Raw genomic sequence first — 25,542 nt, forward strand, 5'->3', positions numbered from 1 at the left:
GTTGACGGGTCCCGGGCCGCCGCCGGTCCGGGCTCAGCCCGGGATCCAGGCGTGGATCACATGGGCGCCCAGGTCGGGGTGTCCGGTGGCGGTGCGGTGGCCGCTTGCGTACCGGTCCGTGAGGTCGCGGTAGCGGATGTCCTCGCGCGCGGAGAAGCCCAGCCGGCCCAGTTCGGCGGCGAGTTCCCCCGGGGTGAAATAGCTGAGGAAGGGCTCGCCGGCCTGGGCGGCCCATGCCGCGCGGGCCTCATGCACGGCGCGTTGCTCCGGTGGCAGCGCGTCCGGCGGCTCACCGTAGTCGAAGACCACTCCGGAGCCGCGCGGCAGGGCGGCGATGAGGCCGAGCGTGCCCAGCACGGCGGTGTGCGTCAGATACGGCACCACGCCGAGCCAGACGAAGAACGCCGGACGGGCCGGGTCGAAGCCCACCGCCGTCAGCCCGTCGGCCAGGCCCTGCCGCTCGAAGTCGACCGGTGCGAACGTCAGCGACGCCGGTACGGGGATCTCCACGGCGGCCAGCCGGTCCCGCTTCCACTCCTGGGTCGCGGGATGGTCCACCTCGAACACCCGTAAGCCCTCCGCCTGGTACGGGTTGCGGCAGCCGAAGGTGTCCAGCCCCGCGCCCAGTGCCACCGCCTGCCGCACACCGCGCGCCACGGCGGCCGCGACGGCGTCCTCGGCGTACCGCGCACGGGCGGCCACGGACAGCCGCACATCCTCCCGCTCGGGCCGGAAGGCCGCCTCGAGGGCGGGGTCGTCCGCGTCGGCGGCGAGGATACGGAGCGCCAGCGGATCGTGGAACACCCGGCCGCCCTCCAGCTTCTGGTGGGCCGCGCGGAACGCGGCCGCGCCGCGTGCGGTGATGCTGGGCCGGCCGATCCGCATGGCATGTCCTCCCCCGGGATCGCGCGCCACCACGCGCGCGACACACCCCATGGTGTCAGCTCCGCACCCCACGCACACCGCCAACGGGCGACCGGTTCCACGGGCGCGCTGTTCCAGTCGGGTGCAACCGGTCGGCCGATCCGGTGAAGCCGCGCACCGCTCCGCGCGTCTCCTCTCCGCCGGGCAATAAATATGACAATCCGACAATCAGAACAAAACGGTCCGGCATGACCCGGACCAGTGCGGAGCGCACCGTGTCCCATCACCCTCACCCTCGGACGGCACTGCTGGCCGTCGCCCTGCTCGGCGCCGTCACCGCGTGCGGCAGCGGGACACCGGCCACCCCCAAGGCCGAGGAGAAACCCTCGAAGAAGGCGGGAGTCACCAAGAGCGGGTCCCCACACGACTTCACCCTGGTGGCCACCGGCGATCTGCTGGTGCACGCCTCGGTCATCCGGCAGGCACAGGCGGACGCGGGCGGCGACGGATATGACTTCCAGCGCATGATCAAGGCGGCCGCGCCCGTTGTCGCCCAGGCCGACCTGGCCATCTGCCATATGGAGACGGTCTACGGGGCCGCCCAGGGCCCGTTCACCGGCTATCCGACCTTCAAGACGCCCCCGCAGCTCGCCTCGGCCGTGAAGAGCCTCGGCTACGACTCCTGTTCCACGGCCTCCAACCACACCCTCGACGCCGGTCCGGAGGGGGTGGTCCGCACCCTCAAGGCCATGGACAAGGCCGGGCTCAAGCACGCCGGATCGGCCCGGTCCGCCGCGGAGAGCGGCCGTCCCACGATGCTCGAGGCCGGCGGCGCCAAGGTCGCCCAGCTCGCCTACGCCTACGGCACCAACGGCATCCCGGTCCCCGAGGGCAAACCGTGGCTGGTCAACCTGATCGATCCGGCGCGGATCATCAAGGACGCGCGGGCCGCCCGGCGGGCCGGGGCCGATGTGGTCGTCGTCAGCATGCACTGGGGCACCGAATGGCAGCAGGCACCGGACAAGCTCCAGCTCTCCCTCGCCAAGAAGCTCACCGCCTCCCAGGACGGTGGCCGGCGCGACATCGACCTGATCATCGGCACCCACGCCCATGTGCCGCAGGCGTACGAGAAGGTCAACGGCACCTGGGTGGTCTACGGCATGGGGGACCAGATCGCGGGTGTGATGCCCGACAAACGCGGTCAGATGGGCTCGGCGGCCCGCTTCACCTTCGCCCCGCCCGCCGCCCCGGGCAAGGCGTGGAGGGTGAAGAAGGCGGAGTACATCCCGCATGCGGTGGACAACGATCCGATCAGCCTGGTGAACCTTCCCCGGGCCCTGGAGAAGAGCCCCGGCAACCCGGGCTACACCAGCAGCCTGAGCACCATCCAGGAGGCGGTGCTCAGCAGGGGCGCCAAGAAGGACGGCCTCACCATGGGCCGCTGACCCGGCGAGGGCTGCCTGCTTACTCCCTCTGCTCCCTCTGCTCCCCCTGGTCCGGCGGCGGGCCGAGCCCTTGTGTCTCCTCGGTACGCCGGGTACGGAAGGCCAGCTTGTCGTTCTCCACCTCGACCCGGACCTGGCTGTGCGCGGGCAGCGTGCCGCCGAGCAGCATCCGGGAGAGCGGGTTGTCGACCTCGCGCTGGATCGTCCGGCGCAGCGGCCGGGCGCCGTACTCCGGCTGGTGCCCGTGCCGGGCCAGCCATTCGACGGCGGCCGGGGTGAACTCCACGCCGACGTCCTGGGCGTGCAGCCGGCGCCGGGTCTCCTCCAGCAGTACATCGGCGATCTGCCGCAGCTGGTCGTCGGCGAGCCGGCGGAAGATGACGGTCTCGTCGATGCGGTTGAGGAACTCCGGCCGGAAGTGTTCCCGCAGCGGGCGCAGCACCCGCTCCCGGCGCGCCGCCTCGTCGGCCTCCTCGTCACCGCCGCCGAAGCCGAGGCGGCCGCCGCGGCCGGTGATGGCCTCCGAGCCGAGGTTGCTGGTCATCACGATGACGGTGTTCTTGAAGTCGATGGTGCGGCCCTGCGAATCCGTGAGCCTGCCGTCGTCGAGCACCTGGAGCAGGATGTTGAAGACATCGGGGTGCGCCTTCTCCACCTCGTCCATGAGCAGCAGCGAGTAGGGCTGGCGGCGCACCGCCTCGGTGAGCTGCCCGGCCTCCTCGTGCCCGACGTATCCGGGGGGCGCGCCCACCAGCCGGCTGACAGTGTGCTTCTCCTGGTACTCGCTCATGTCGAGGCGGACCATGCGGTCCTCGCTGCCGAAGAGCGCCTCGGCCAGTGCGCGGGCGAGTTCGGTCTTGCCGACGCCGGTGGGGCCGAGGAAGAGGAAGCTGCCGCTGGGGCGGTTGGGGTCGGCGAGCCCGGCGCGGGCGCGGAGCACGGCGTCGGCCACGGCGGACACGGCCTCCTCCTGCCCGACGACCCGCCGGTGGAGGTGCTCCTCCAGGCCGAGCAGGCGTGCGCGCTCCTCCTGGGTCAGGCTGGAGACGGGGATTCCGGTCTGCCGGGAGACGATCTCGGCGATGTCCTCGACGGTGACCTCGGCGACGCGCCCGCCGTGGTAATGGGTGCCGGACGCCTCCGCGATCCGGGCGTTCAGTTCGGCGATCCGGTCCCGCAGGGCGGTGGCGCGTTCGTAGCTCTCGGACGCGACGGCCTGGTCCTTGTCCCGGGTGAGCTGCTCGACCTCCCGCTCCAGGGCGCGCAGATCGGTGCCGCGGACGCTGGAGCGCAGCCGTACCCGGGCCCCTGCCTGGTCCATCAGGTCGATGGCCTTGTCGGGCAGGAAACGGTCGGTCAGATAGCGGTCGGAGAGCTCGACGGCCGCGAACAGCGCCTTGTCGGTGTAGCGGACCTGGTGATGGGCCTCGTAGCGGTCGCGCAGGCCGTGCAGGATGGCGACGGCGTCCGTGGGGGTGGGCTCGGGGACCATGATGGGCTGGAAGCGGCGGGCGAGCGCGGCGTCCTTCTCGATGTACTGGCGGTACTCCCGGAGCGTGGTCGCGCCCATCACATGGAGTTCGCCGCGGGCCAGCGCGGGCTTGAGGAGGTTGCTCGCGTCCATCTGGCCGCTCTCGCCGCCACCGCCGCCGCCCGCGCCGACGACCGTGTGCAGCTCGTCGATGAAGATGACGAGCTCGTCGGAGTTGCCGCGGATCTCGTCGATGATGCTGGTGACGCGTTGCTCGAAGTCGCCGCGGAAGCGGGTGCCGGCCACGACGCTCGCGATGTCGAGCTGGACGACCCGGCGGCCGAGCAGGATGTCCGGCACATCGGCGTCGGCGATCCGCTGGGCGAGCCCTTCGACGACGGCGGTCTTGCCGACGCCCGCCTCGCCGATGAGGACGGGGTTGTTCTTGCCGCGCCGGGCGAGCACCTCGATGCTCTGCTCGATCTCCTCGTCGCGGCCGATCACCGGGTCGATCCGCCCGTCGCGGGCCAGTTCGGTCAGGTCACGGCCGAACCGGTCGAGGGTGGGGGTCTTGGGCTGCTCCGCGACGGGCCGCTGGTCGGCCGCGGGGGCGCTCGGTGTGAGGCCGCCGGTTTTGGGTGGTCCGGTGGGCCGGGGCTCGAAGCGGGCGGCGTTGAGGATCTGCCCGGCCGTGGACTCGCGGTTGGCGGCGAGCGCGATCAGCACGTGTTCGGGGCCGATGTAGGACGATCCGCGCGAGCGGGCTATCTCATGGGCGTCGAGCAGTGCCCGCTTGACGGCCGGGGTGACGGCGACCGAGTTGCGCGGCGGCCCGTCGCCCGCCTCCCGGTCGATGTCGGCGGCGATCCGGTCGGGGTCGGCTCCGGCGCGCGAGACCATGGTCCGGGTGGGTTCGGCGGTGAGCGCCGCCCGCAGCAGATGCTCGGTGTCGAGGTCGGTGCTGCCGTGTTCGGCGGCGTAGGACGCGGCGGCGGAGACCAGGTGCCGCGCGTTCTCGCTCATCAGCCGGCCGAAGTCGACATGGCGTGAATCGGGCCGCTGCCCGGCCGGCCCGGTCCCGAGGAAGCGTGCGAGGAAATCGCCGAGTGGGTCCGGCCCGAAGTCTTCAGGGCCCTGGGGCGGGCCCTCGTTCCCACTGCCCATATGGCCATTTTAATGGCGATCGACCCTGATGTCCGTTCCGGATCGGTTTCACGGACCGTTCCCCGGCGGTTTCCCGGGCGGGCGGAGCGTCGAGGCGGCCGCCCGGCGGCCTCAGCGCCCGGCCAGGTGGCGTTCGAGGACGACCAGAGCGGCGTCATCGCCCTGGTGGCCGCCGATGTGGCTGAGCAGATCGCGGTGCAGACGGTCGACGAGGTGCTGGGGACCGCCGACGTCCCATCCGGGGAGCCGCTCGGCGAGCGGGTAGAAGGTGCCCTCGGCGTCCCGCGCCTCGACGACGCCGTCCGTGTAGAGCAGCAGCTGGTCGCCCTCGCCGAAGGGGAAGTCCGCGGCGCGGTAGCCGTCGGACGCCAGGTGGCCGAGGCCCAGCGGCAGGGCGGGCGCCGGGCCCGCCAGCTCCTTGACCTGGGAGTCGCGCAGCAGGATCGGCGGTGGATGCCCGCAGTTGACGAGGCGGACCACCGGCTGGTCGTCGGGGATCTCCAGCACCGCGGCGGTGACGAACGACTCCCCCGCCCCGGGCGCCTTGTCCAGGGGATCGGTCCGCTCGACGGACAGGGTGGTGTCCAGGTAGGCCACCAGATCGGTCAGCGGTACCGGCCAGTGGGCGAGCGCGCGGAAGGCACCGAGCACCAGGGAGGCGTCCGCGACAGCGGTCAGCCCGCTGCCCCGGACATCGCCGATGATCAGGCGGGTGGTGTTCGAGGTGCGCGCCACCGCGTACAGATCGCCGCCGATCTCCGCCTCCGGCTCGGCCGCCAGGTAGACCGACCCGATCAGCAGCGGGCCGATCCTGCCGGGCAGCGGGCGCAGCAGCACCCGCTGCGCCACGTCGGCCACCGCCCGCACCCGGTTCAATTCGCGTCTGTGCCGGTCCAGGACCGCGCGGAACAGCACGATCAGCGCGGAGGCCAGAACCAGGGTGATGACCTCGGTCAGCCGGCCGGGCCGGCCGAGGAAGCCCATCGAGGCGTTGGCGCTGAGCTGTGCGACCACGGCCAGCCCACCCACGCACGCGGTGAGCAGGGGTCCGGCGAACGACGCGGTCATGGCGGGGGCCGCGATCAGCAGCGGGCTGAGCCGCACGCTGGCCGGGGTCAGCACATCGCCGAGCGTGATCGCCACGATGGCCAGCAGGGGAATCACGACCAAGACGTGGGTCCGCCACCTTGGCCGGCGCAGATCCGAGGGACCTTGCCGCGTGTGCACATGTCTTGCTTACGCCTGTCCACGGCCCCCGCGCCAGCCGGACCACCCGGGACGAGAAGATCAGTGCATGGCGGAGCTGACAGACTTCGAACAGCAGCGCGACCGGCTGTGGGCCGTCGCCTATCGCATCACCGGCTCGGTGGCCGACGCCGATGACGCGGTGCAGGAGACCTGGCTGCGCTGGCAGGCGCTGCCAGGGGACGAGGTCGCCGATCCCCGTGCGTATCTGACCACCGTCGTCAGCCGGATCTGCTACGACCTGCTGCGCTCGGCACGGGTGCGGCGCGAGGCGTACATCGGCCCCTGGCTGCCCGAGCCGGTGGTGACGGCCGACGGTCCGGAGGACCGGGTAGCGCTCGACGAGTCGGTGGGGCTCGCGATGCTCACCGTGCTGGAGCGGCTGACCCCGGCGGAGCGGACCGCGCTCATCCTGCACGACGTCTTCTCGGTGCCCTTCCCCGAGATCGCCGAGGTGGTGGGCCGGAGTCCGGAGTCCGTACGGCAGCTGGCCTCGCGTGCCCGTAAGCGGGTCCGGGCACAGGCGCCGCGGCGCTCGGTCGACCGGGGGGAGCACCGCCGGGCCGTGGAGGCGTTTCTCCAGGCGGTCATGGGCGGCGACCTGGACGGGCTGCTGGAGATCCTGGACCCGGAGGTCGTCTGGCGTTCGGACGGTGGCGGCAAGGTGACGGCTGCCCGCCTCCCGGTCCTGGGCCACGAGAAGGTGGCCCGCTTCGCCCACCGGCTCACCCGTGCTTTCGACACGGGCACGATGGTGGTGCACCGGCGCGAGGTCAACGGCGCCCCGGGCGTGGTCATGGTCGACCACGCGGACGGGCAGGCCGCCGTCTTCGCGTTCACGGTGCACCACGGCCGGATCACCGAGATCGACGCGATCCTCAACCCCGACAAGCTGCGCCACCTCGACCCGCGGACCGTGTGACCGGTATCACCGTCACACCCCGGGCCGCCCTGCCGTCCTCCTCGTACACACCGCCCAAGGAGGAGTCGGCATGGACAAGCAGCAGGTCCTGGTACTCGGCGCGGGCTATGCGGGGCTGATGGCGGCCCTGCGCCTGGCCCCGCACACCCGCGTCACCCTCGTCGATCCGAGCACCGTTTTCACCGAGCGCATCCGGCTGCACGAGCGCGCCGCGGGCCGCCCCGATGTGACGCGTCCGCTCGAGGTGCTGACGCGGCGGGCCGGCCTCGTCCACGTGGCCGCCCGCGCCACCGGGATCGACCCGGCCGCCCGGCGGATCACCACCGACGACGGCCGCCGGCTCCCGTACGACCGGCTGGTGTACGCGCTCGGCAGCCGCACCCCCGGCCCCGGTGAGCGCGCCTACACCCCGGAGACGGCGGCCGAGCTGCACAAGCGGCTGCTGGACGGCTCGGGTGCGCTGACGGTGGTCGGCGGCGGGCTCACCGGCATCGAGTTGGCGGCCGAGATCGCCGAGTCCCAGCGCGCCTGGCAGGTCCGGCTGGTCATCGGTGGCGAGATCGGCACGGGACTGTCCGCGAAGGGCCGCGCCCATGTCCGTACGACGCTCACCGGGCTCGGTGTCCGTATCGAGGAGGGCCGCCGGGTGGCGGGTCCGGAGGACGTCGACGCCGACGCGGTGGTCTGGGCCACCTCGATGACCGCGAACACCGCCCTGGCCGAGGCGGCCGGGATCGCGCTCGACCCCAGCGGCCGGATCCGCGTCGACGACGCCCTGCGCTCGGTGTCCCATCCGGAGATCTACGCGGTGGGCGACGCCGCGGCCATGGCCACAGCGGCCGCCGGCCCGCTGCGCATGGCCTGCGCCACCGCGCTCCCGGCGGGGGTGCACGCCGCCTCCTCGATCATCGCCGAGACGCGGGGGCGGCAGCCGGAGCCGCTGCGCTTCCGCTCTTGGATGCAGTGTGTGAGCCTCGGCCGCCGCGACGGGCTGATCCAGCTGGTCCGGGCGGACGACTCCGCGCGCGAGCGGGTGCTGCGCGGTGGCCCGGCCGCCCGCGTCAAGGAGCAGGTGGTGCGCTCCACCGTCAGCGCGCTGCGGCTGGCGGCGCGCCGCCCCGGGGTCGTGCCGTTCATCCCCGGGATGAGCGGCAGGGGTCGCACCGTCGCCGGAAGGGGTGGTGGGCGTGCTGGATGGCGAGGGTGATCCAGCGGGTGTCGCTGAACGCCTCGATGCCCCAGCGGGCCGCCGAACCGCCCGTACCCCGACTGTTTGACGCCACCGAACGGGGCCTGTGGCTCGTCCGCCACCGACTGGTCGTTGACATGCACGATGCCGGTGCGGATACGACGGGCCACCTTGAGCCCATGGGTCCCGTTCTCGGTGATGATGCCGCAGGTCAGGCCGTGGTCGGTGGCATTGGCCAGGGCCACGGCGCGATCGTCGTCGCGGGCCGCGGGTGTCCGACGCGTCCCGGACGCTGTCAATCGAGGCGCCGGCGCGGGCGGGGCCACCGGACGCCGCCGGACGCCGTGACCGCCAGGACGCCCAGGAGGGCGAGTGCGGCGGCGGGGGTGAGGACCGCCCAGGGGGCACGCTCGGCGTAGGGGTGGTTCTCGGCCAGCAGCCGGCCCCACTCCGGGGACGGCGGCTGGGCGCCCAGGCCGAGGAAACCCAGCGAGGCGAGGGCGAGCGCCACGGACGGCAGCCGCAGCAGGGCGTGGCGGACGACCGGGGGCAGGACGGCGGGCAGAACGTGGCGGCGCAGCAGATGGCGGCGGGAGGCGCCCAGCGCGCGGGTGGCGGCCAGATGTGTGGCGGCGCGCTCCTGCCGCAGCAGGGCGGAGGTGTGCGCGGCCAGCGGCGCCCAGGCGACGGCGGCCACGGCCAGCGCGGGGGTGTACGGGCCGCGGCCCGCCGCCCCGGCCACCAGGAGCCCGGCGAGCACGGGCGGCACCGCGTTCACCGTCTCGACGAGTCCGCCGGACAGCCGGGGCAGCAGCCCGAGCACTACCCCCGCCACCAGTGCGGCGGCGCTCACCGCCACCGCGAACGCGAGCGTGGACAGCGCGCCGTGTGCCACCCGGGCCAGCAGATCGCGGCCGAGCGCGTCGGTCCCGAAGGGGTGCGCCCAGGTCGGGGCGGTGAGCCGGGCGGCGGTGTCCACGGCCAGCGGGTCGCGGAAGGCGCCGAGCACCACGACGGCGAGCAGGAGAGCTCCGTAGAGCAGCGGAAGGGAGCGGGCGGACGGCACGGACGGCCGGTCCAGCGAGGGCAGCGCCCCGTCCCGCAGCGCGGGCCCGAGCAGCGGCCGGGCCGCGAGCCGGGCGAGACCACCGGCGGCGGCCGCGAGCAGGACGAGGACGAGGGTGCCCGCCTGAAGCATCGGCAGGTCCTGGGCGATGGCCGCCTGGAGGGTGAGCCGGCCGAGCCCGGGGATGTCGAAGACCTGCTCGACGGCGACCGCGCCCCCGGTGAGCCCGACCACGAACAGCCCGATGTTCGGCAGCGCTCCGGGCACGGCACGGCGCAGCGCCTGGCGGGCGATCCGCCGGGCGGGCAGTCCGCGCGCGGCGGCGGCCCGTGCCCAGGGTTCGGCGAACGCGCCGGGCAGGGCGTCGTCCAGCACCCGGCCCAGCAGCGCGCCCGCGGGCAGGCCGAGCGCGAGCGAGGGCAGCACCATCCACCGTGGCCCGTACCAGCCGACCGCGGGCAGCCAGCCGAGCCGCACCCCGACCACGGCCGCCAGTACGGACGCCAGCAGGAACTCCGGCAGCGCGGCGAGCAGCGCGCCGCCGCTTCCGGCACCGGCCCGGCGCCGGGCGGCCCGCCGCCGCGGCCCGAGCCACAGCGTGCGTGCGCACACCGCGGCCGCGGTGACCGCCGCGACCACCAGCGCCCCGCCCATGAGCAGCAGCGAGACGCCGAACGCCTCGGCGACCGTCGGGGTCACGGCCGTCCCCGAGAGCCAGGACCGGCCCGCGTCGCCGTGCGGCAGTCCGGCGAGCCACCGGCCGAGCAGCCGCAGCGGACCCGCGTCGAGCCCGAGTTGGGAGCGCACGGAGTCCAGGAGTTCGGGGGTGGGGTCGCGTTCGGCGTCGCGCGCTGTGAGGACGGTGCGGGCGGGGTCGGTGCGGGACAGCCAGGGCAGCAGGCCGATGGCGCACAGCAGTGCCGCCGCGAGCGCGACGCGCCACAGCGCGACCAGCCCGGTGGACCGCTCCCGGTCCCGTGCGCCGCTCACCGCCGGGTACCGGTGCCGACGAGCGTGCGCTCGTACGGATCGAGGATCACACCCCGCACCGAGGCGCCGACACCGTGCAGGATCCGCTGATGGACCAGCGGGACGACCCCGTCCGTGCGCAGGACGGCGGTCTGCGCGGCCAGGGCGGCGCGGTGGCGCGCGGCGGCGTCGGCCTGGGAGCCGGCCTCGGCGACGGCGCGGTCCACGGCCTTGTCGCACACCCCGGCCAGGTTGTAGCCGCCGTCGCAGGTGAAGTCGTCGGCGAGGTAGGAGACCGGGTCGCCGGTGTCGAGCATGGTGTTGCGGGCGGCCACCACGGCGTCGAACTTCCCGGCCAGGGCGTCGCTTTCCAGCCGGGAGTACTCCCGCACCTCCAGCCGCACGCTGAACCCTGCCGTGCGCAGCTGCTGTTGCAGCACCTGGGCGACCTCGGGCAGCTCGGGCCGGTTGTCGTAGGTGGCGAGGGTGACCGAGGTGTGGTCGGCCCGCGCGGCGGCAGGGCGGCCGGACAGCCGGGGGCGCTCGCCCGCGGCCCAGGTGAGGGCCGGGCCGAACAGGCCGCGGCCGGTGTCGGCGTGGCCCTCGTACACGTCCTCGGCGAGGGCGGCGGCGTCGACGGCCTGACGGGCGGCGGCGCGGACGGCGGGGTCGGCGAAGGGCCCGGACCGGGTGTTGAGGAAGAGGGCGGTGGTGCGGGCGGTGGGCACCTCGCGCAGGGTGGGCCGGTCGAGGGTGGCCGCCTGGGAGACCGGGACGGCCTCGGCTATGTCCACCTCGCCGCTGCGCAGCGCGTTGGTGCGGGCCGTGCCGTCGGCGATGAACCGGACGTCGATGCCGGAGGCGTGGGCCAGACCGCCCCAGTAGTCGTCGAAGCGGTGGAGGGTGGCGCGGGTGGCGCCGGTCGCCTTCGCCAGGGTGAAGGGCCCCGTGGCGGTGCCGGCCGGATCGACCGCCGCTTCCCGGCCCGCCGTGCCGCCACCCGCCTTGGGCGTACCGGCCTTGGTCCGGTACGCCTTGGGCGACAGGATGGCCAGGCTCGGGCTGGACAGCCGCAGCGGCAGCGCGGAGTCGGCGGCGCCGGTCGTGATCCGGACCCGCCGCTCGCCGACCGCCTCGGCGGTCAGCGTGACCCCGGTGAGCGCGGCGGGCAGGGGATCGGCCTGGCCGGCGTGGGTGAGGGCGCCCGCCACCGCCGCCGGGGTGACCTCGGTGCCGTCCTGGAACCGCGCCTCGCGCAGGGTGAACACCCAGCCGCGCGCGCTCTGCCGGGTCCAGGACTCGGCGAGTGCGGGTCCCGCGGCGCCGTTGCCGTCCAGCCGGGTCAGCCCCTCGGTGACGCCGAGCCGGCTGAGCAGGGTGGCGTCGGCGCCGTACGGGGAGAAGCGCTCGGCCGGCGGGAAGGCCAGCGCGACCCGGAGGCGTCCGCCGCCCGCCCCGGCCCCGGCGTCGTACGGCGAACCGTCACGGGCCGCGAAACAGCCGGAGAGCAGCGGGAGGAACAGCAGCGCGGCGGCCCACCGGCGGCGGACAGGGTGCATGGGCGTGGTTCTCCAGGGGCTGCGCGGACACGGGCGTGCGCGGAGGCGGCGGAACAGAACGCTATCTGATTATCATTTCCATCAACTCACGGGCCCCCGAGGGGCATGGGGACCTCGAAGTGGACGACGCCGTTACCGCCTCCGGGCGCCTCCCGCTCATCGCAGACCACCTTTCCCAGCGACCGCCAGAACAGCTCGGCGCCCGGCACCCCCGGATCGGTGTGCAGATAGACCGCGCGATAACCGCCGTCCGCGGCGGCGAAGTCCAGCAGCGCGCCCACCAGCCGCCGGGCCAGCCCGTTGCGCCGGTGCGCGGGACGCACGTAGACCCGGCGCAGCTGGGCGGTCTCCCCCGACGGATAACGCTCGGCCAGCCACGCGGGGTTGGGCGGATGGGCCGGGCCCCGGGAGTCGAGCGCGGCGGTCGCCACGACCGCCCCGTCGCCCTCGTCCACCGCCACCAGCAGGGTGTGGCGCCCATGGTCCAGATACGCGGCGGCGGGATCGACGATGTCGGCGTGCCAGCGCGGCACATAGCCCGTGCCGAAGTCGCGGTAGACGGTGTCGAGCATCACGCTGCGGGCAGCGTCGAGGTCGTCGGGGGTCGCGGTCCTGATGCGGTAGCTGGGCACCTGCACATCGTACGCAATAAGCGGGTGCGATCACCGTACTGGCAGACTGGGCCGGGAGCGGAGGAGGGGCGGATGGGGCGGGCACGGCCGTCGCTGCAGGAGCTGATCCAGCGGCGCGAGAACGCCGGATTCGTGGGCCGGCGCCGGGAACTGGACGCGTTCCGGGACAACTTCGGGCTGCCGCCGGAGGAGGGTCGGCACCGCTTCGTCTTCCATGTGCGCGGCCATGCGGGCGTGGGCAAGACCTGGCTGGTGCGCCGGCTGGAACAGGTCGCCCGCCAGGAGTACGGCGCGCTCACCGCCCGCGTCGACGAGACGGTGGGCTCGGTCCCCGAGGCGATGGCCGCGATCAGCGCCCAGTTCCACCGGCAGGGGAAGGAGTTCACCGCCTTCGACCGCCGGCTCGCCACCTATCGGCAGCGCCGCCACGAGGCGGAGTCGGCACCGGACGCGGCCGAGCGGCCGGGGCCCAGTACCGGCAGCATGGTCGCCGCGCGGACCGGTCTGGCCGGCCTCGGCCTGGTGCCGGGCGTCGGGGCGCTGGCCGGCGCGGTCGACCCGGTGCCGCTCGCCGAGGGCACCGACCGGCTGCGGGCCGCGCTCAGCTCACGGTTCCGCGACCACAAGGACGTCCAGCTGGTGCTGGACCCGGTGGAGGCCCTGACCCCGCTGCTGGTGCGGGAGTTGTCGGAGGCGGCCGCGGCGGTCCCGTGGCTGGTGCTGTTCTTCGATACCTACGAACGGGTCGGCGCACTGCTCGATCCCTGGCTGCACACCCTGCTGACCAGCGAACGCCTGGGCAGGCTCCCCGCGAACACCGTGCTGGTGCTGGCCGGGCAGACCCGGCTGGACCCCGGCCGCTGGGGCGAGCTGGCCGATGTGGTCGCGGAGCTGCCGCTGGAGCCGTTCACCGACGCGGAGGCCCGACACCTGCTCGCCGCCAAGGGCATCACCGAGGAGCCGGTGGTGCGCGAGGTGCTGCGGCTGTCGGGCCGGCTGCCCGTCCTGGTGTCCACCCTCGCCGAGAACCCGGGGACCTCCGGCGACCTGGACGACCCCAGCGCCACCGCCGTCGAACGGTTCCTGAAGTGGGAGCCCGATCCGGTGCGCCGCGCCGCCGCCCTGGCGGGCGCGCTGCCCCGGCGGTTGAACGAGGACGTCTTCCGGGCGGCGGTGGGTGAGGAGGCGGCCGGGGCCGGTCTGTTCGGCTGGCTGCGAGCGCTGCCGTTCGTGGGCGGTCGCACCGGGTCGGCCCGTTACCACGACGTGGTCCGCGCCCCGATGCTGCGACTCCAGCGGACCACCTCACCACAGCGGTGGAGCGAGGCGCACACCCGGCTGGCGGAGACCTTCGCCGGGTGGCGGGAGACGGCCGCCGGAGGGCTCGACCCGCGCGACGGGTGGAAGCTGGACGCCTGGAGCGGACCGCGTCTGGAGGAGTGGTACCACCTGCTGTGCGCACGGCCGTCGGCGGCACTCCCCGGAGCGCTGCGGGACGGCATCGACGCCTGCGACGCGGGACCGGCGGTGGCCCGGCGGTGGGCGGCCACCCTGGCCGAGGCGGGCGAGGACGCCGACTCGGAGGAGGTACGCGCCTGGGGGCGGCGCCTGGAGGGGGCGCTACGGGACGAACGGCGGCGCGGCATCGAGGCGATGGGACTGCTGCTCGCGCGGGCCGGACTGGACACCGCCGGCCGGGCCGCGGCGCACGTGGTCCGGGGCTGGCACCGCCGGTCGGCCGAGGAGAACGACGCGGCGCTGGAGGACTTCCGCCGAGCGATCGAGCTGGACCCCGAAGATGTGCGGGCGCACTTCGGATGCGCCGCGATCCACCGGCTGACCGGGGACTTCACCGCGGCGATGGACGCGCTGGACCGCGTGGACGCGCTGGAGCCGGGCGCCACCTGGGTCCAGCGGGAGCGCGGGGAGACCTGCCGCCGGGCGGGCCGGTACGAGGAGGCGCTGGCCCTGCTCGACCCGGTGATCGAGGCCGATCCGGGGGACCATGTGGCGCTGGGCAGCCGCGGCCGGATCAAGGCGGTGCTCGGCCGGCCCCGGGAGGCCCTGGCGGACCTGGACCGGGCCATCGCACTGAACGGCGACTACACCTGGGCCCTGGTCCGGCGGGCCCGTGTCCGCAGCGCCCTGGGCGACACGGCGGGCGCGCTGGACGATCTGGACCGGGCGGAGGAACTCGCCCCGGACACCCCCGGAACACTGGGCGAACGCGGTGATGTCCACCGCTTCGCGGGCCACTACGAGGAGGCCATCGCGGCGTACGACCGGGCACTGGCCCTCGACCCCGGCTACGCCTGGGCCCTGGGGAGCCGGGCGATGGCCCACGAGGGGCTGGGCAGACGGGCACAGGCGCTGGCGGATCTGGCACGTGCGGTGGAGCTGAATCCCGGCTACGCCTGGGCCGTGGCGCAGCGCGAGCGTTTGCTGAACTCACCGGAGGGCGGACGGCATGACGGACCGGTGTGACCTCCCGGCACCCGTGTCCCGCGTCCTGTCGTCGCGGCCGGTCACTGGCTCTGTCGTGAGGTGCGCCCGGTGAAGCAGGACGACACGATGCCGCGTAGCGCGCGCAGCACGGCGCGGCAGCACGCCAGGCACCGGGACGGGCGAGCCCGGCGGACCGGGTGCGGCGCGGCCGCCGGAGCCGGTACGGCCTCGGGGCCGGACACGTCCTGAGCGGTGGCGTCGACCGCGGCGGCCGGGGGCGGTGAGGGATCGGCGGTCTGCGGGACGGCGGGGCGGCGGGCGGCCTCCGCGCGCATCATCGCGCGCATGGCGGCGTAGACATCGGTGGGCATGCGGATACTCCTGCGGTCTCGGACGTCCGACGGCTGGCCGGGCAGGGCACACCGCATCCGGAATCCGCGGCACGGCCGCGGAAACGGATGGCGGAGGACCCGGGCCCGGTCAGCAGCGCAGTACGACGGACCGCGAGGAGAGCCGCCCGGCCGGGACGTCACCCCCGGCGCCGAACGCGCCGACACCGGTCGCGTGGCCGGCGAGGCGACCACGAACCACGACGAGCACGAGGGGGCCGGGGGACGTCGAGAGGGACCGATGAGCGCCCAGCGAAGCACCGTGCACCAACCGCCCGGCGTGCCGCGCCGGATGCCCGCCACCGTCCCGAGCGGAGAACACGGCCGACGCCGACGCCGAACGCTCCTCCTCGACATCCGGCACGACCGGAGCGAGGACGGGAGCGCCCGCGGGGACGGATGTGGCGAGGGCCGGGGCCGGGACGGAACCGGGCACGGCCGCATCCGGAGCACCGGGTGCGGCCGGAAGCGTGGTGCCGGGCGCGGGCCGGGCGAGGCCCGTGGTGGGCGAGTCGCGGACGGCGCCCAGGGGCAGTACGGCGTGCAGCAGCGTGACCGCCAGCAGCAGAAGGACGGCGGCCGCGCACGGGCCGCCGCGCACCGCGGGGCGGTTCATCCTGCGGCCGTGCACCATGCGGCCTCCCTCGCTGATCCCCCTCCAGGGAACCCCGCACAGCGGAAGACGGCACTCCGATTACCGGGAAAAGTCCGTACTTTCACCCGTGTCAGTTATCTCCTCGAACACGCATATCGTCGCATTTCGAGGAGTCATCGGCCGCCCTGGGGCGGTCATTCGAGCAGCGTGGCCGGTGCCGCCTGCCGCCAGGAGTCGAGCAGGATGTCCCGCAACTCGTCCAGGTCGTCCAACGCCGCGAGCCGCACCCTCACCCACGCCGAGCTCGCCTCGTGACCGGCGACCCAGAACTTCTCCGGCTCGGCCAGCACCAGCTCCCCGCGCTCCTCCTTGGGGCATCTGACGGCCATCGAGGTCTCGTCCTCGGGCAAGGTGGCGAACATCTTCCCGGCGACCCGGAAGGTGGGCATCGACCAGGCGATCTTCTCTGTGGTCTGCGGCAGCGACAGGGCGACGGTACGGACATCGTCGGACGTGATCATGGCCCGACCGTAGAGCACCCCACCGACAACGCCGCCCAGCAGCCCAGTCGCCCACGCGCCCACGCGCCCACGGGAGGCCGGTCCGCCGCCTGGGCGCGGCAGGGCGGCGCGGTCGGTTCAGCCCTCCGACCGGGCGTAGTGGATCGCGATCCGCGCCCCGAGGCGCGCGTTGTTCTTGACGAGGGCGATATTGGTCCGCAGGCTCTCCCCTTCGGTCAACTCCACGATCCGGCCCAGCAGATACGGGGTCGCGTCCTTGCCGCCGATCCCCGCCTCCGCCATCTCGGCGAGGGCCCGCTCGATGATGCCGTCGATCCGCTCGGCGGGGATCTCCTCGGCCTCGGGGACCGGATTGGCGATGCTCAGCCCCGCCGTCATGCCCAGCTCCCACTGGGCGCGCATGATGGCGGCGATCTCCTCGGGCGAGTCGGCGCGCAGCGGGGAGCGGAAGCCGCTCACCCGGGAGTAGAAGGCGGGGAAGTCGTCGGTGCCGTAGGTGAGCACCGGAACGCCGAGGGTCTCCAGCTTCTCCAGGGTCAGCCCGATGTCGAGGATGGACTTGACCCCGGCGCTGACGACGGCCACCGGGGTGGTGGCGAGTTCGGTGAGATCCGCGCTGATGTCGAAGGAGCGCTCCGCTCCCCGGTGCACCCCGCCGATGCCGCCGGTGACGAAGACCCTGATCCCGGCGAGCGCGGCGAGCCGCATCGTGGACGCCACGGTGGTCGCGCCGTGGCCGCCGCGCGCCATGACATGGGCGAGGTCGCGCACGCTGACCTTGGCGACGTCGGGGCTGGTGGCCAGCAGTTCCAGATCGGCCCGGCCCAGACCGGCGCGCGGGGTGCCGTGGAGGACGGCGATGGTGGCGGGGACCGCGCCCTCGGCGCGGATGATCTCCTCGACCTCGGTGGCCATCCCGACGTTCTGCGGATACGGCATGCCGTGGCTGATGATCGTGGACTCCAGCGCGACCACGGGGCGGCCGTCGCGCAGGGCCTGCGCGACCTCCTCGGTGAGGGTCAGCCGGGGGTGGGGCGTGGTCATGTGGTCCTCCGCAGCGGGGCGTTCAGCGCGTCCTCGATCAGACGCGGGGTCAGGTCGGGTCGTACGGTGGCGGGGGTGGCCACGGTCAGCGCGGCGGCGGCGTGGCCGTAGCGGGCGGCGCCGGCCGGGTCGGCGCCGGTGAGCAGGGCGTGTGCGAACGCGCCGAGCATCGCGTCCCCGGCCCCGGTGACGTCCTGGACCTCGGCCGGTGGCGCGTCGAGCGGCACCCGGTCCGCGCCCTCGGTGCTCAGCAGGGAGCCGCGCGCGCCGAGCCGCACCCACACATGGCGGACCCCGCGCTCGTGGAGGTCGGCCACGGCCCGCAGCAGCTCGCGATCGTCGCCGTCGGCCGTCCCGGCGAGGTCGCGGCCGGTGAGCGCGGCCAGCTCCGCCACGTTCGGGGTGACGGTGAAGACCGGACGCCCGGCGGCGAACAGCGGGGCCAGCAGGGCCGCCTTGGGGACGCTCACCGGGTCGATCAGCGTCCGCACCCCGGTGGCGGAGGCGATGTCCAGGACGTACGACAGGGTGCGGGGCGAGAGGTTCCCGTCCAGCACCAGCATGCCGGCGTGGCCGATGAGGTCACGCGCGCGGTGGAGGTGTTCGGGGCTCAGTGCGTCGGTGGCGGTCATGTCGGCGATGGCCACGACCAGTTCGCCGTCGGCGTCCAGCACCGCCGTATAGGTGCCGGTGGGGTGCGGGCCGCGGTGCACATGATCGACGCGCACTCCGGCGGCCTGGGTCTCCGTCAGCAGCCGCTCCCCCGCCGGATCCTGCCCGACCGCGGCGATGAGATGGGTGGGGGTGCCCAGCCGTGCGAGGTTCTCGGCGACATTGCGGGCGACTCCGCCGGGGCTGGTGTGGGACCGCCCGGGATTGCTGGTGCGGTAGGCGACGGGTGCCAGGCTGCGCACCTTGATGTCCACATTGGCCCCGCCGATGACCACCACCGCGTGCTCCTGGCGGAGGATGTAGCCGCGCCCCAGGATGGCGCCCTTCTTGCCCAGGTTGGAGAGGTGGACATTGACCGCGGCCCGGGTGGTGCCGAGGGCGTCGGCGATGGACTGGGCACCGGCCAGCGGGTCCCGCCGCAGCAGCGCGAGAATCTCGCGTTCCCTGCGCGTCAGCGTCATGTTCAGCAGAGTAAAGAACTCTTGGCCCGGTAAACAGACCGCCGGCGCCCGCCGGCCGGCCCAGGAGGTCCGATGATCGGCCCTGGAGATCGTCGCTGAACGGCGGATGACATCCTGGAAGGCCATGGCGCGCCGGACACTCTCGGCAGCGGCCCGGGAACCTGTCCGGTGACGAGGAAGAAGACCGATGAGACTCTGCTTTCTGGTGGAGGAGCGCTATCGCCATGACGGCATGCCCCGTGAGGTGATCCGTCAGCTCTCCGCCTGGGGGCACCAGGTGGACGTGGTCCGGCCGGGCAGTTCCCTGATGCGGATGTCGGACGCGGTGCGGGCGGGGAGCCATGACGCCTGGGTGCTCAAGACGGTGTCCGGTGGCCCGGGACTGACGCTGCTGGAGGCCGCGGCGGCGGTCGGGCTCACCACCGTCAACGACGCCCGTTCCATCCGTGGCGTACGGGACAAGGCCCTGGCGGCCGCGATCGGACGCAGCCGCGGGCTGCCGATGCCGCAGACCTACGCGGCGGCCCGGCCCGAGGCGCTGGAGAAGATACCGGAGGCGGAGTTCCCGCTGGTGGTCAAGCCCGCGAACGGCAGCTCCGGGCGGGCCGTGCGGCTGGTGCCGACACCGGACCGGCTGCGGGCGCTGCGGGCCGAACTGGCCGCGGAAGAAGGGATGCTCATCGCCCAGCCCTATGTGCCGAACTCGGGCATCGACCTCAAGGTGTACAGCGTGGCCGGGGAGTTGTACGCGACCGAGCGGGTGTCCCCGCTCTCCCCCGACCGGGGCGTACGGGGACGGCGGGTACCGCTGTCCGCCGAGGTGGCGGCCATCGCCGCCGAGGTCGGCACGGTCTACGGTCTCGATCTGTACGGAGTGGATGTGCTGCTGGGCCCGGACGGCCCGGTGATCGTCGATGTGAACGACTTCCCCAGCTTCAAGGAGGTGCCGGACGCGGCGGCCGAGGTGGGGCGCGCGGTACTGGAGTTGGCGCGCCGGGGCGGCGTCCGGGCCGGGGCCGGGGCCGTCGGCGTTCGCGCCGAGCCGGGACCGGCTCCGGAACCGGTCCCGGCGGCCACGGGCACGGGCCCGGCCACGGACCTGATGACCGCGACGGTGGGCGGCGGCCGATGAGGATCGGTCTGATCACCGCCGACCCGGACCATCAACTCCTCGCCGACACCACGGATCTGCTGACCCCCCGCCATGAGGTGGTGACGCTCGACCCGGGCGGCCACGTCTGCCCCGGGGAACTGGCGGATGTCTATCTGCTGAAGGCCCGGACACCGCGGGCGCTGGCGCTCGCGGCGTCCCTGGAGCGGGCCGGCGCCCCGGTGGTGAACTCGGCCGCGGCGACCGCGCGGTGCCAGGACCGGACGGTGATGGCCGAGCTGGCGCTCCGCGCCGGTCTGCCGTTCGCCCGCACCCGGACCGTGGCCTCCCTGGCCGGCCTGGCGGCGGAGCGGCTCCGCCGTCCCGTTGTCGTCAAGAGCCGCCACAGCCGCCGCCATGACCTGGTGGCCCGCGTGGACGACGCCGCGCGGCTGAGCGCGCTGAGCGCCGACTGGGCCGATGAGCCCGTGGTGGTGCAGGACTTCGTCCCGAACGATGGCTGGGACCACAAGCTCTGGGTGGTCGCGGGCAGGGTGTTCGCCGCGCTGCGCCGGTCGGAGCTGACGGCCGGCGGCCGCGGCCCGGCCCTGCCGCTCGCCCCGGACGCGCTGCCGCCCGGCTGGCTGGAACCGGTGCGCCGGGTCGGTCCGGTGTTCTCGCTGGACGTCTACGGCGTGGATCTGATCGACGCGGGTGGCGGCACCCCGCTGATCGTGGACATCAACGCCTTCCCGGGGATCCGCGGTCAGGCCGGCGCCCCCGAGGCACTGGCGGCCCTGGCCCTGCGGATCGCCGAACGGGGCGGGCGCAGCACCCCTCATGCCATGACCGGCACGACGGAAATACTGGGGGAGCCCCGTCCGAAATAGGGGTTGTCGCAGGTCGGACCGGACCGGCAGGGTGGTCTACTGGTCTCCGCGCGGTCCGAGGCACACGCGCGACAGCCCACGACAGCCGCCGCGGAACGCGCGGCACGAAAGGACATCAGGTGACCGCAAACCCCACCGGCACAAGCCTGTGGATCAGGCAGTTCCACCCCGCGCCCAACGCGGCGACGCGACTCGTCTGCCTGCCCCACGCCGGCGGGTCCGCCTCCTACTACTTCCCCGTCTCCAAGGCGCTCTCGCCCACGGTCGACGTACTGGCCGTGCAGTACCCGGGGCGGCAGGACCGGCGCAACGAGAAGTGCATCGACAACATCGCCGAGCTGGCCGACGCCCTGGTGCCCGAGCTGCTGCCGTTCACGGACAAGCCGCTGGCCCTTTTCGGCCACAGCATGGGCGCCACCCTCGGCTTCGAGGTCGCGCTGCGCCTGGAGCAGAAGGGCGTGGTGCCGCTGGCGCTGTTCGCCTCGGGGCGGCGCGCCCCCTCCCGCCACCGTGACGAGACCGTGCACCTCAGGGACGACGACGGGCTGATCGCCGAGATGAAGGCGCTCAGCGGCACCGAGGCGCAGGTGCTGGGGGACGACGAGATCCTCCGGATGGTGCTGCCCGCGATCCGCAGCGACTACAAGGCGGCCGAGACCTATCGCTACACCCCCGGTCCGCAGCTGGCGGCGCCGATCCACGCGCATGTGGGGGACGACGACCCCAAGGCGAGCGTCGAGGAGGCCCGCGCCTGGGGCGAGCACACCACCGGCGGATTCGACCTCCAGGTCTACTCCGGCGGCCACTTCTACCTCAACGACCAGGCTCCGCGGGTCATCGCGTCGATCCGGGACGTGCTGACCGCGACGTCCTGAACCACCGCCCGGCCAGGATCACGGGGTGACCGCAGAGACGGCGCACGGGGCGATATCGCCGTAGGTGGTGCGCGGAACCCGCGCTCGCAGGTGCCGCGGCGGCGCGGCCCCGCTCCTGGCCGAGCTCTTCCAGGCGCCGATCCCACGGTTGCCGTCGAACGCCTCCAGCCGGTGCCGGGCGTGGCAGCGGATATGCGCCTCCACGGCCCGGCGGAGGTTCTCCCGCACACCGTCCGTACCGGCGACGGCGGCGGTATTGCCACTCGAGCGGCCGCTCCGGTTACGAGTCGGTCCCCGGGTTGCGTTTGCCTCTCCCGCGACCACCGCGTTACCTGGAATGAGGCGCAGTGAGGCTCACCGTCGCGGCGAGGAGCGGCCATGATCACGCAAGAGCAGGTCGACCGGGTCCTGCGGTTGAGCGGGAACGGTCTTCCATGTGTGTCCCTCTACGTCCCCGTACTGCCCGAGCAGCCCGGCCGCAGCACATTCATGACCCGGGTGGCCAGTCTGCTGGACCGCATCCGGCCGCTCTCGCTGGACAGCTCGCTCGATCATGCCGCGCGGCTCTCGCTCCGCGAGGACATCGTGAAGCTGGAGAAGTCGCTGGCCTTCGAGCCGCACCAGCCCGGCGCCGTCGCCGTCTTCGCCTGCAGTGGCAAGGATGTGTACGAGGAGGTGTGGCTGCCACGCCCCACCCGCGAGCGCGTCGTGGTGGACTCCGATCCGTACGTCCGCCCCATGCTGGCCGTGCTGGATGAGTACGACCGCGCCTGCGCCGTCATCGTGGAACGGGGGGCCGGCCAGATCTGGGAGCACTACCTCGACCAGGCCCGGGAGCTGGACGAGATCCGCGACCGTACGCTGCGCAAGCCCGACTACGCTGCGGGGCTCGCCGAGGACAGGGTCCGCAACAAGGCCGATGAGCTGAGCAAACGCCACTTCCGGAAGCTCGTCGGCGAGCTCAAGCAGCTGTTCGGGAGGCGGGCCTTCGATGTGCTCGTGGTCGGCGGGCACTCCCACGAGGTGCCGAACTTCCTTCAGTTCCTCCCCGGTGACCTGCGGGAGCGGCTGATCGGCGACTTCACCGTCGACCGTGAGACCGCGACCCCCGCGGACATCAGGAACCGGGTGCAGAAGATCGTCTCCGACCACGCCCACCAGAAGCAACGGCAGCTCGTGGGCGACATCCTGGAGGCCAAGGCGGCCGGGCGGCCGCTGAGCGCCGTGGGGCTGGACGAGACGCTGTGGGCGGCGTCGCTGGCAGCGGTCGGCACCCTGGCGGCGGACGAGGAGGCGGCCGCCCCCGGGGTCGTCTGCGACCGGGACGGGCTCCTCGCGCGCTCGGGCGAGAGCTGTCCGCTGTGCGGCGATCCGCTGCGCGAGGTCCCCGACATCATCGACGCGCTGGCCGAAACCGTCATCGACGACGGGGGCGAGATCCGCCATATCGAGCCGGAGACGGAGCTGCGCACCCATCTGACCGGGGCCCTGCTGCGCTTCGAGCTCCCGCCGCGGCCGACCGCCGCGGGATAGCCCGCGCCGCCCCGGGGCGGCCACGACGGGCGAGCCCATTCGGCCAGGCCGCGGCGGGCTGAGTGCGGGTGCGCGCGCAGTGCCTCCGCCGTTCGCAGGGCCTCCTCGCCGAGCCGGTCGGCGGCGACGGCCCGGCTCACCGGTCCGGGGGCGCGGGCGTCAGCCGTGGGGCCGGTCCGCCAGGACCGTCCGTATGTAGTCCTCGACGGTGGCCTCCAGGCCCACGTCATGGCCGGCCCGCTCGCACAACAGCCAGCGGTGTTCCAGCAGTTCGTAGTAGATCTGCGCGGTGTCGGTGGTACCCCGCAGCTCCCGGGGGATCATCCGTACGGTGGGCCGGAAGACATCGCGCACCCAGCGGTGGGCGAGTACCTCCGGGCGCGCGCCGAGCGGATCGCCGGGCGCGTAGTCGTCCTGGGTGGCCATCCAGGTCTCCAGGTCGTTCAGGAGGCTGCGGGCCTGGTTCTCCTCCGCGTCCAGTCCGGTCAGCCGCAGCAACTGCCGCTGGTGGTGGCCCGCGTCGACGACCTTGGGCACGAAGGTGACCGTGTCGCCGTCGGGTGAGCGCTCGATCTGCATCTCCGCCACGTCGAACCCGAGGTCGTTCAGGCGCCGGACGCGCTGGTCGATGGCGTGGCGCCGGGTGAGCGGATAGACCGACTGGCGGGTCAGTTCGTGCCACAGCTCGCGGTACCGCTCGACGATGGCCTGGCCGAAGAGCACCGGGTCGACCGAGGGGTGCAGGGAACCGCTCGCCTCCAGGTCCATCAGCTCGCCCGCGATGTTCACCCGCGCCACCTCGACGTCGTACTCCCGCTGTCCGCTGGTGAGTTTGGGCTGGATCTGCCCGGTCTCGGCGTCCACCAGATAGGCGGCGTAGGCGCCCGCGTCGCGCCGGAAGAGGGTGTTGGACAGCGAGCAGTCGCCCCAGGCGAAACCGGCCAGGTGCAAGCGCACCAGCAGCACGGCGAGCGCGTCGAGCAGCCGTCTGATGGTGCCCGGCCGCATCGTCGTCTGGAACATCGACCGGTAGGGCTGCGACCCCACCAGGTGACGGGTGATCAGTGCCGGTTCCAGCGGTTCGCCGTGCTCGTCGGTGCGCCCGGTCACCACGGCGAGCGCGTCCACGGCGGGGACCGCGAGCCGGTCCAGGTCGCGCAGCAGCCCGTACTCCCGTACGGCCGCCCATTCGCCGACCTCCTTGACCGCGACGATCTCGCCGCCCGCCTGGGCGAAGCGGACGACATGGCGGGAGATGCCCCGGGGCAGCGCGATCAGATGCTCATCCGGCCACTCCTCCAGCGGGATGTGCCACGGCAGATCGAGCAGGGACGCGGGATGCTCCGGCGACGTGGCGGTGATCTGCAACTCCATGGCATCCCAGTGTGCGGCACGGATAACCACAAGTGGACAGAATCTGTCCAGATACATACGCTGAAGATCCAATCGGACAAGATCTGTCCGTTTAGGGAGGCCGCCACGACAGGACCGAGACCCGAAAGGAGCCCCTGCCATGAGCCATCTCGCCGGCACCACCGCGGTGATCACCGGGGGCGACGAGGGCCTCGGCTACGCCATCGCGGACGCCTTCGCCGTGGAAGGCGCCGATCTGGTGCTGCTCGCCCGTGACCGGGACACGCTCGACCGGGCCCGACAGTCCCTGGCCGGACACGGCACCACCGTGCGCACCCTCTGCGTCGACCTGGCCGACCCCGGCGGCGCGACCGCCGCCGCGCGGCAGGTACTCGCGCTCACCAGGCGGGTGGACACCCTGGTCAACAACGCGGGCACGGCACACTTCAGCCCGCTCGCCCAGACCTCGGCCGAGTCCTTCGACGCCATGCTCCATCTCAACGTCCGGGTGCCCTTCCTCCTCGCCCAGGCGCTGCTGCCCGCGCTCATCGAGGGCCGCGGCAGCATCATCAACATCAGCAGCTACTGGGCCCACAAGATGTCCGCCGACGGCCCGTCCGCGGCCTACTCGGCCACCCGCGGCGCGGTCAACGCGATGACCAGGGCGCTCGCCAGTGAACTGGGCCCCTCCGGCGTCCGGGTCAACGGCATCGCCCCCGGCGCCGAACGCGCCCCGGCCTGTGAACGGGACCGCCTCGCGGCGACGTACACCGAGGAGCACGGGACCGCTGACGGCCACGCCCCGGACGCCCGTCTCCCGGGCCGGACCGGCGAACCCCGTGAAGTGGCCGCCGCGGCGGCCTTCCTCGCCTCCCCCCAGGCCGGCTGGACCACCGGCACCATCATGAACGTGGACGGCGGGCCCACCGTACGGTGACGGCCCTGGCAGGCTCCGGCCGGGAAAAGCCTTCCCGCAGTGGCGCACCCGGCCGCGGCCGCACCACGCCCTGCGGGCTGCCGGCCGATGACTGCTCCGTCACGGCCGTCGCCCATCGCCGCGGCTGGGCGTCCAGCAGCGCCTTCACCGACGTCTTCCGGCGGGCCTTCGGCCACACCCCCGGCGCCCACCGTGCGCTCGGCTGACCGGC

At 73.6% G+C, this 25,542-nt stretch carries 22 protein-coding genes and 2 pseudogenes; 10 read left to right on the forward strand and 14 right to left on the reverse strand.

What is annotated here, in order from left to right; all coding sequences use genetic code 11:
• Positions 1–33: 33 nt before the first annotated feature.
• Complete coding sequence (locus N6H00_RS03415; protein ID WP_268970025.1) at positions 34–885, reverse strand: class I SAM-dependent methyltransferase; 852 nt, start codon at positions 883–885, stop codon at positions 34–36.
• Between the two features lie 227 nt (positions 886–1,112).
• Here N6H00_RS03415 and N6H00_RS03420 point away from each other — a divergent pair, with 227 nt between their 5' ends.
• The gene (locus tag N6H00_RS03420; RefSeq protein ID WP_268970026.1) at positions 1,113–2,309 is read left to right on the forward strand and encodes a CapA family protein; all 1,197 of its coding nucleotides are present in this window, start codon (positions 1,113–1,115) and stop codon (positions 2,307–2,309) included.
• A 19-nt stretch (positions 2,310–2,328) separates the two neighbouring features.
• On the opposite strand, the gene N6H00_RS03425 is transcribed toward N6H00_RS03420, so the two are convergent.
• Positions 2,329–4,944: an ATP-dependent Clp protease ATP-binding subunit gene (locus tag N6H00_RS03425; RefSeq protein ID WP_268970027.1), complete on the reverse strand. Its 2,616-nt coding sequence runs from the start codon at positions 4,942–4,944 to the stop codon at positions 2,329–2,331.
• A gap of 111 nt (positions 4,945–5,055) precedes the next feature.
• Positions 5,056–6,114, reverse strand: a complete 1,059-nt coding sequence (locus N6H00_RS03430) for a PP2C family protein-serine/threonine phosphatase (protein ID WP_268970029.1) — start codon at positions 6,112–6,114, stop codon at positions 5,056–5,058.
• A 124-nt stretch (positions 6,115–6,238) separates the two neighbouring features.
• Here N6H00_RS03430 and sigJ point away from each other — a divergent pair, with 124 nt between their 5' ends.
• Complete coding sequence (sigJ, locus tag N6H00_RS03435) at positions 6,239–7,111, forward strand: RNA polymerase sigma factor SigJ (protein ID WP_268970030.1); 873 nt, start codon at positions 6,239–6,241, stop codon at positions 7,109–7,111.
• 70 nt (positions 7,112–7,181) lie between these two features.
• Positions 7,182–8,318, forward strand: a complete 1,137-nt coding sequence (locus N6H00_RS03440; protein ID WP_268970031.1) for an NAD(P)/FAD-dependent oxidoreductase — start codon at positions 7,182–7,184, stop codon at positions 8,316–8,318.
• Here the strand turns inward: N6H00_RS03440 and N6H00_RS03445 are convergent.
• The 4 genes and pseudogenes from N6H00_RS03445 to N6H00_RS03460 all read right to left on the reverse strand — a co-directional run.
• Positions 8,245–8,560 (reverse strand): annotated as a pseudogene (locus N6H00_RS03445) (aldehyde dehydrogenase family protein); the annotation flags it as partial. The gene N6H00_RS03440 and the pseudogene N6H00_RS03445 overlap by 74 nt on opposite strands.
• Before the next feature lie 35 nt (positions 8,561–8,595).
• Positions 8,596–10,356 carry an ABC transporter permease subunit gene (locus N6H00_RS03450; protein WP_268970032.1) on the reverse strand — a complete coding sequence of 587 codons (1,761 nt, stop codon included), beginning with the start codon at positions 10,354–10,356 and terminating at the stop codon, positions 8,596–8,598.
• Positions 10,353–11,894, reverse strand: coding sequence for an ABC transporter substrate-binding protein (locus N6H00_RS03455; RefSeq protein ID WP_268970033.1), 1,542 nt, complete (start codon positions 11,892–11,894; stop codon positions 10,353–10,355). Before N6H00_RS03455 ends, N6H00_RS03450 begins: the two co-directional genes overlap by 4 nt.
• Positions 11,895–11,980: 86 nt before the next feature.
• A complete protein-coding gene (locus tag N6H00_RS03460; protein ID WP_268970034.1) occupies positions 11,981–12,526 on the reverse strand; it encodes a GNAT family N-acetyltransferase in 546 nt (181 codons plus the stop codon).
• Between the two features lie 72 nt (positions 12,527–12,598).
• On the opposite strand from N6H00_RS03460, the gene N6H00_RS03465 reads away from it, so the two are divergent.
• Positions 12,599–15,010 (forward strand): tetratricopeptide repeat protein, encoded by a 2,412-nt coding sequence (locus tag N6H00_RS03465; RefSeq protein ID WP_268970035.1) that lies wholly within the window; start codon positions 12,599–12,601, stop codon positions 15,008–15,010.
• A gap of 41 nt (positions 15,011–15,051) precedes the next feature.
• Here the strand turns inward: N6H00_RS03465 and N6H00_RS03470 are convergent, their stop codons facing one another.
• The 5 genes from N6H00_RS03470 to N6H00_RS03490 all read right to left on the reverse strand — a co-directional run bounded on the left by N6H00_RS03470 (position 15,052) and on the right by N6H00_RS03490 (position 18,653).
• The gene (locus tag N6H00_RS03470) at positions 15,052–15,342 is read right to left on the reverse strand and encodes a hypothetical protein (RefSeq protein ID WP_268970036.1); all 291 of its coding nucleotides are present in this window, start codon (positions 15,340–15,342) and stop codon (positions 15,052–15,054) included.
• Between the two features lie 109 nt (positions 15,343–15,451).
• On the reverse strand, positions 15,452–15,994 hold the full coding sequence (locus N6H00_RS03475; protein WP_268970037.1) for a hypothetical protein: 543 nt from the start codon (positions 15,992–15,994) through the stop codon (positions 15,452–15,454).
• 155 nt (positions 15,995–16,149) lie between these two features.
• The gene (locus N6H00_RS03480; protein ID WP_268970038.1) at positions 16,150–16,476 is read right to left on the reverse strand and encodes an MmcQ/YjbR family DNA-binding protein; all 327 of its coding nucleotides are present in this window, start codon (positions 16,474–16,476) and stop codon (positions 16,150–16,152) included.
• A 117-nt stretch (positions 16,477–16,593) separates the two neighbouring features.
• Positions 16,594–17,520 (reverse strand): pseudouridine-5'-phosphate glycosidase, encoded by a 927-nt coding sequence (locus N6H00_RS03485; protein WP_268970039.1) that lies wholly within the window; start codon positions 17,518–17,520, stop codon positions 16,594–16,596.
• On the reverse strand, positions 17,517–18,653 hold the full coding sequence (locus N6H00_RS03490) for a PfkB family carbohydrate kinase (protein ID WP_268970040.1): 1,137 nt from the start codon (positions 18,651–18,653) through the stop codon (positions 17,517–17,519). The genes N6H00_RS03485 and N6H00_RS03490 overlap by 4 nt, the downstream gene beginning before the upstream one ends.
• 187 nt (positions 18,654–18,840) lie before the next feature.
• Here N6H00_RS03490 and N6H00_RS03495 point away from each other — a divergent pair, with 187 nt between their 5' ends.
• The 3 genes from N6H00_RS03495 (at position 18,841) to N6H00_RS03505 (ending at position 21,508) form a co-directional block, all read left to right on the forward strand.
• Complete coding sequence (locus N6H00_RS03495; RefSeq protein WP_268970041.1) at positions 18,841–19,785, forward strand: ATP-grasp domain-containing protein; 945 nt, start codon at positions 18,841–18,843, stop codon at positions 19,783–19,785.
• Positions 19,782–20,633 carry an ATP-grasp domain-containing protein gene (locus N6H00_RS03500; RefSeq protein ID WP_268970042.1) on the forward strand — a complete coding sequence of 284 codons (852 nt, stop codon included), beginning with the start codon at positions 19,782–19,784 and terminating at the stop codon, positions 20,631–20,633. Before N6H00_RS03495 ends, N6H00_RS03500 begins: the two co-directional genes overlap by 4 nt.
• A 119-nt stretch (positions 20,634–20,752) precedes the next feature.
• Positions 20,753–21,508: a thioesterase II family protein gene (locus N6H00_RS03505; protein ID WP_268970043.1), complete on the forward strand. Its 756-nt coding sequence runs from the start codon at positions 20,753–20,755 to the stop codon at positions 21,506–21,508.
• 18 nt (positions 21,509–21,526) lie between these two features.
• Here N6H00_RS03505 and N6H00_RS03510 read toward each other — a convergent pair whose 3' ends face one another.
• Positions 21,527–21,736: a hypothetical protein gene (locus N6H00_RS03510; protein ID WP_268970044.1), complete on the reverse strand. Its 210-nt coding sequence runs from the start codon at positions 21,734–21,736 to the stop codon at positions 21,527–21,529.
• 150 nt (positions 21,737–21,886) lie between these two features.
• Here N6H00_RS03510 and N6H00_RS03515 point away from each other — a divergent pair, with 150 nt between their 5' ends.
• Positions 21,887–23,041 carry a baeRF10 domain-containing protein gene (locus N6H00_RS03515; protein ID WP_268970045.1) on the forward strand — a complete coding sequence of 385 codons (1,155 nt, stop codon included), beginning with the start codon at positions 21,887–21,889 and terminating at the stop codon, positions 23,039–23,041.
• 159 nt (positions 23,042–23,200) lie between these two features.
• Here N6H00_RS03515 and N6H00_RS03520 read toward each other — a convergent pair whose 3' ends face one another.
• Positions 23,201–24,415 (reverse strand): DUF4032 domain-containing protein, encoded by a 1,215-nt coding sequence (locus tag N6H00_RS03520; protein ID WP_268970046.1) that lies wholly within the window; start codon positions 24,413–24,415, stop codon positions 23,201–23,203.
• A 139-nt stretch (positions 24,416–24,554) separates the two neighbouring features.
• Between N6H00_RS03520 and N6H00_RS03525 the strand changes: the two genes are divergently transcribed.
• Positions 24,555–25,331: an SDR family NAD(P)-dependent oxidoreductase gene (locus N6H00_RS03525; RefSeq protein WP_268970047.1), complete on the forward strand. Its 777-nt coding sequence runs from the start codon at positions 24,555–24,557 to the stop codon at positions 25,329–25,331.
• A 22-nt stretch (positions 25,332–25,353) separates the two neighbouring features.
• Positions 25,354–25,537: pseudogene (locus tag N6H00_RS03530) on the forward strand (helix-turn-helix domain-containing protein); the annotation flags it as partial.
• Positions 25,538–25,542: the final 5 nt, after the last annotated feature.

It is taken from the genome of Streptomyces sp. S465 (genome assembly GCF_026898115.1).
GTDB lineage: Bacteria > Actinomycetota > Actinomycetes > Streptomycetales > Streptomycetaceae > Streptomyces > Streptomyces luomodiensis.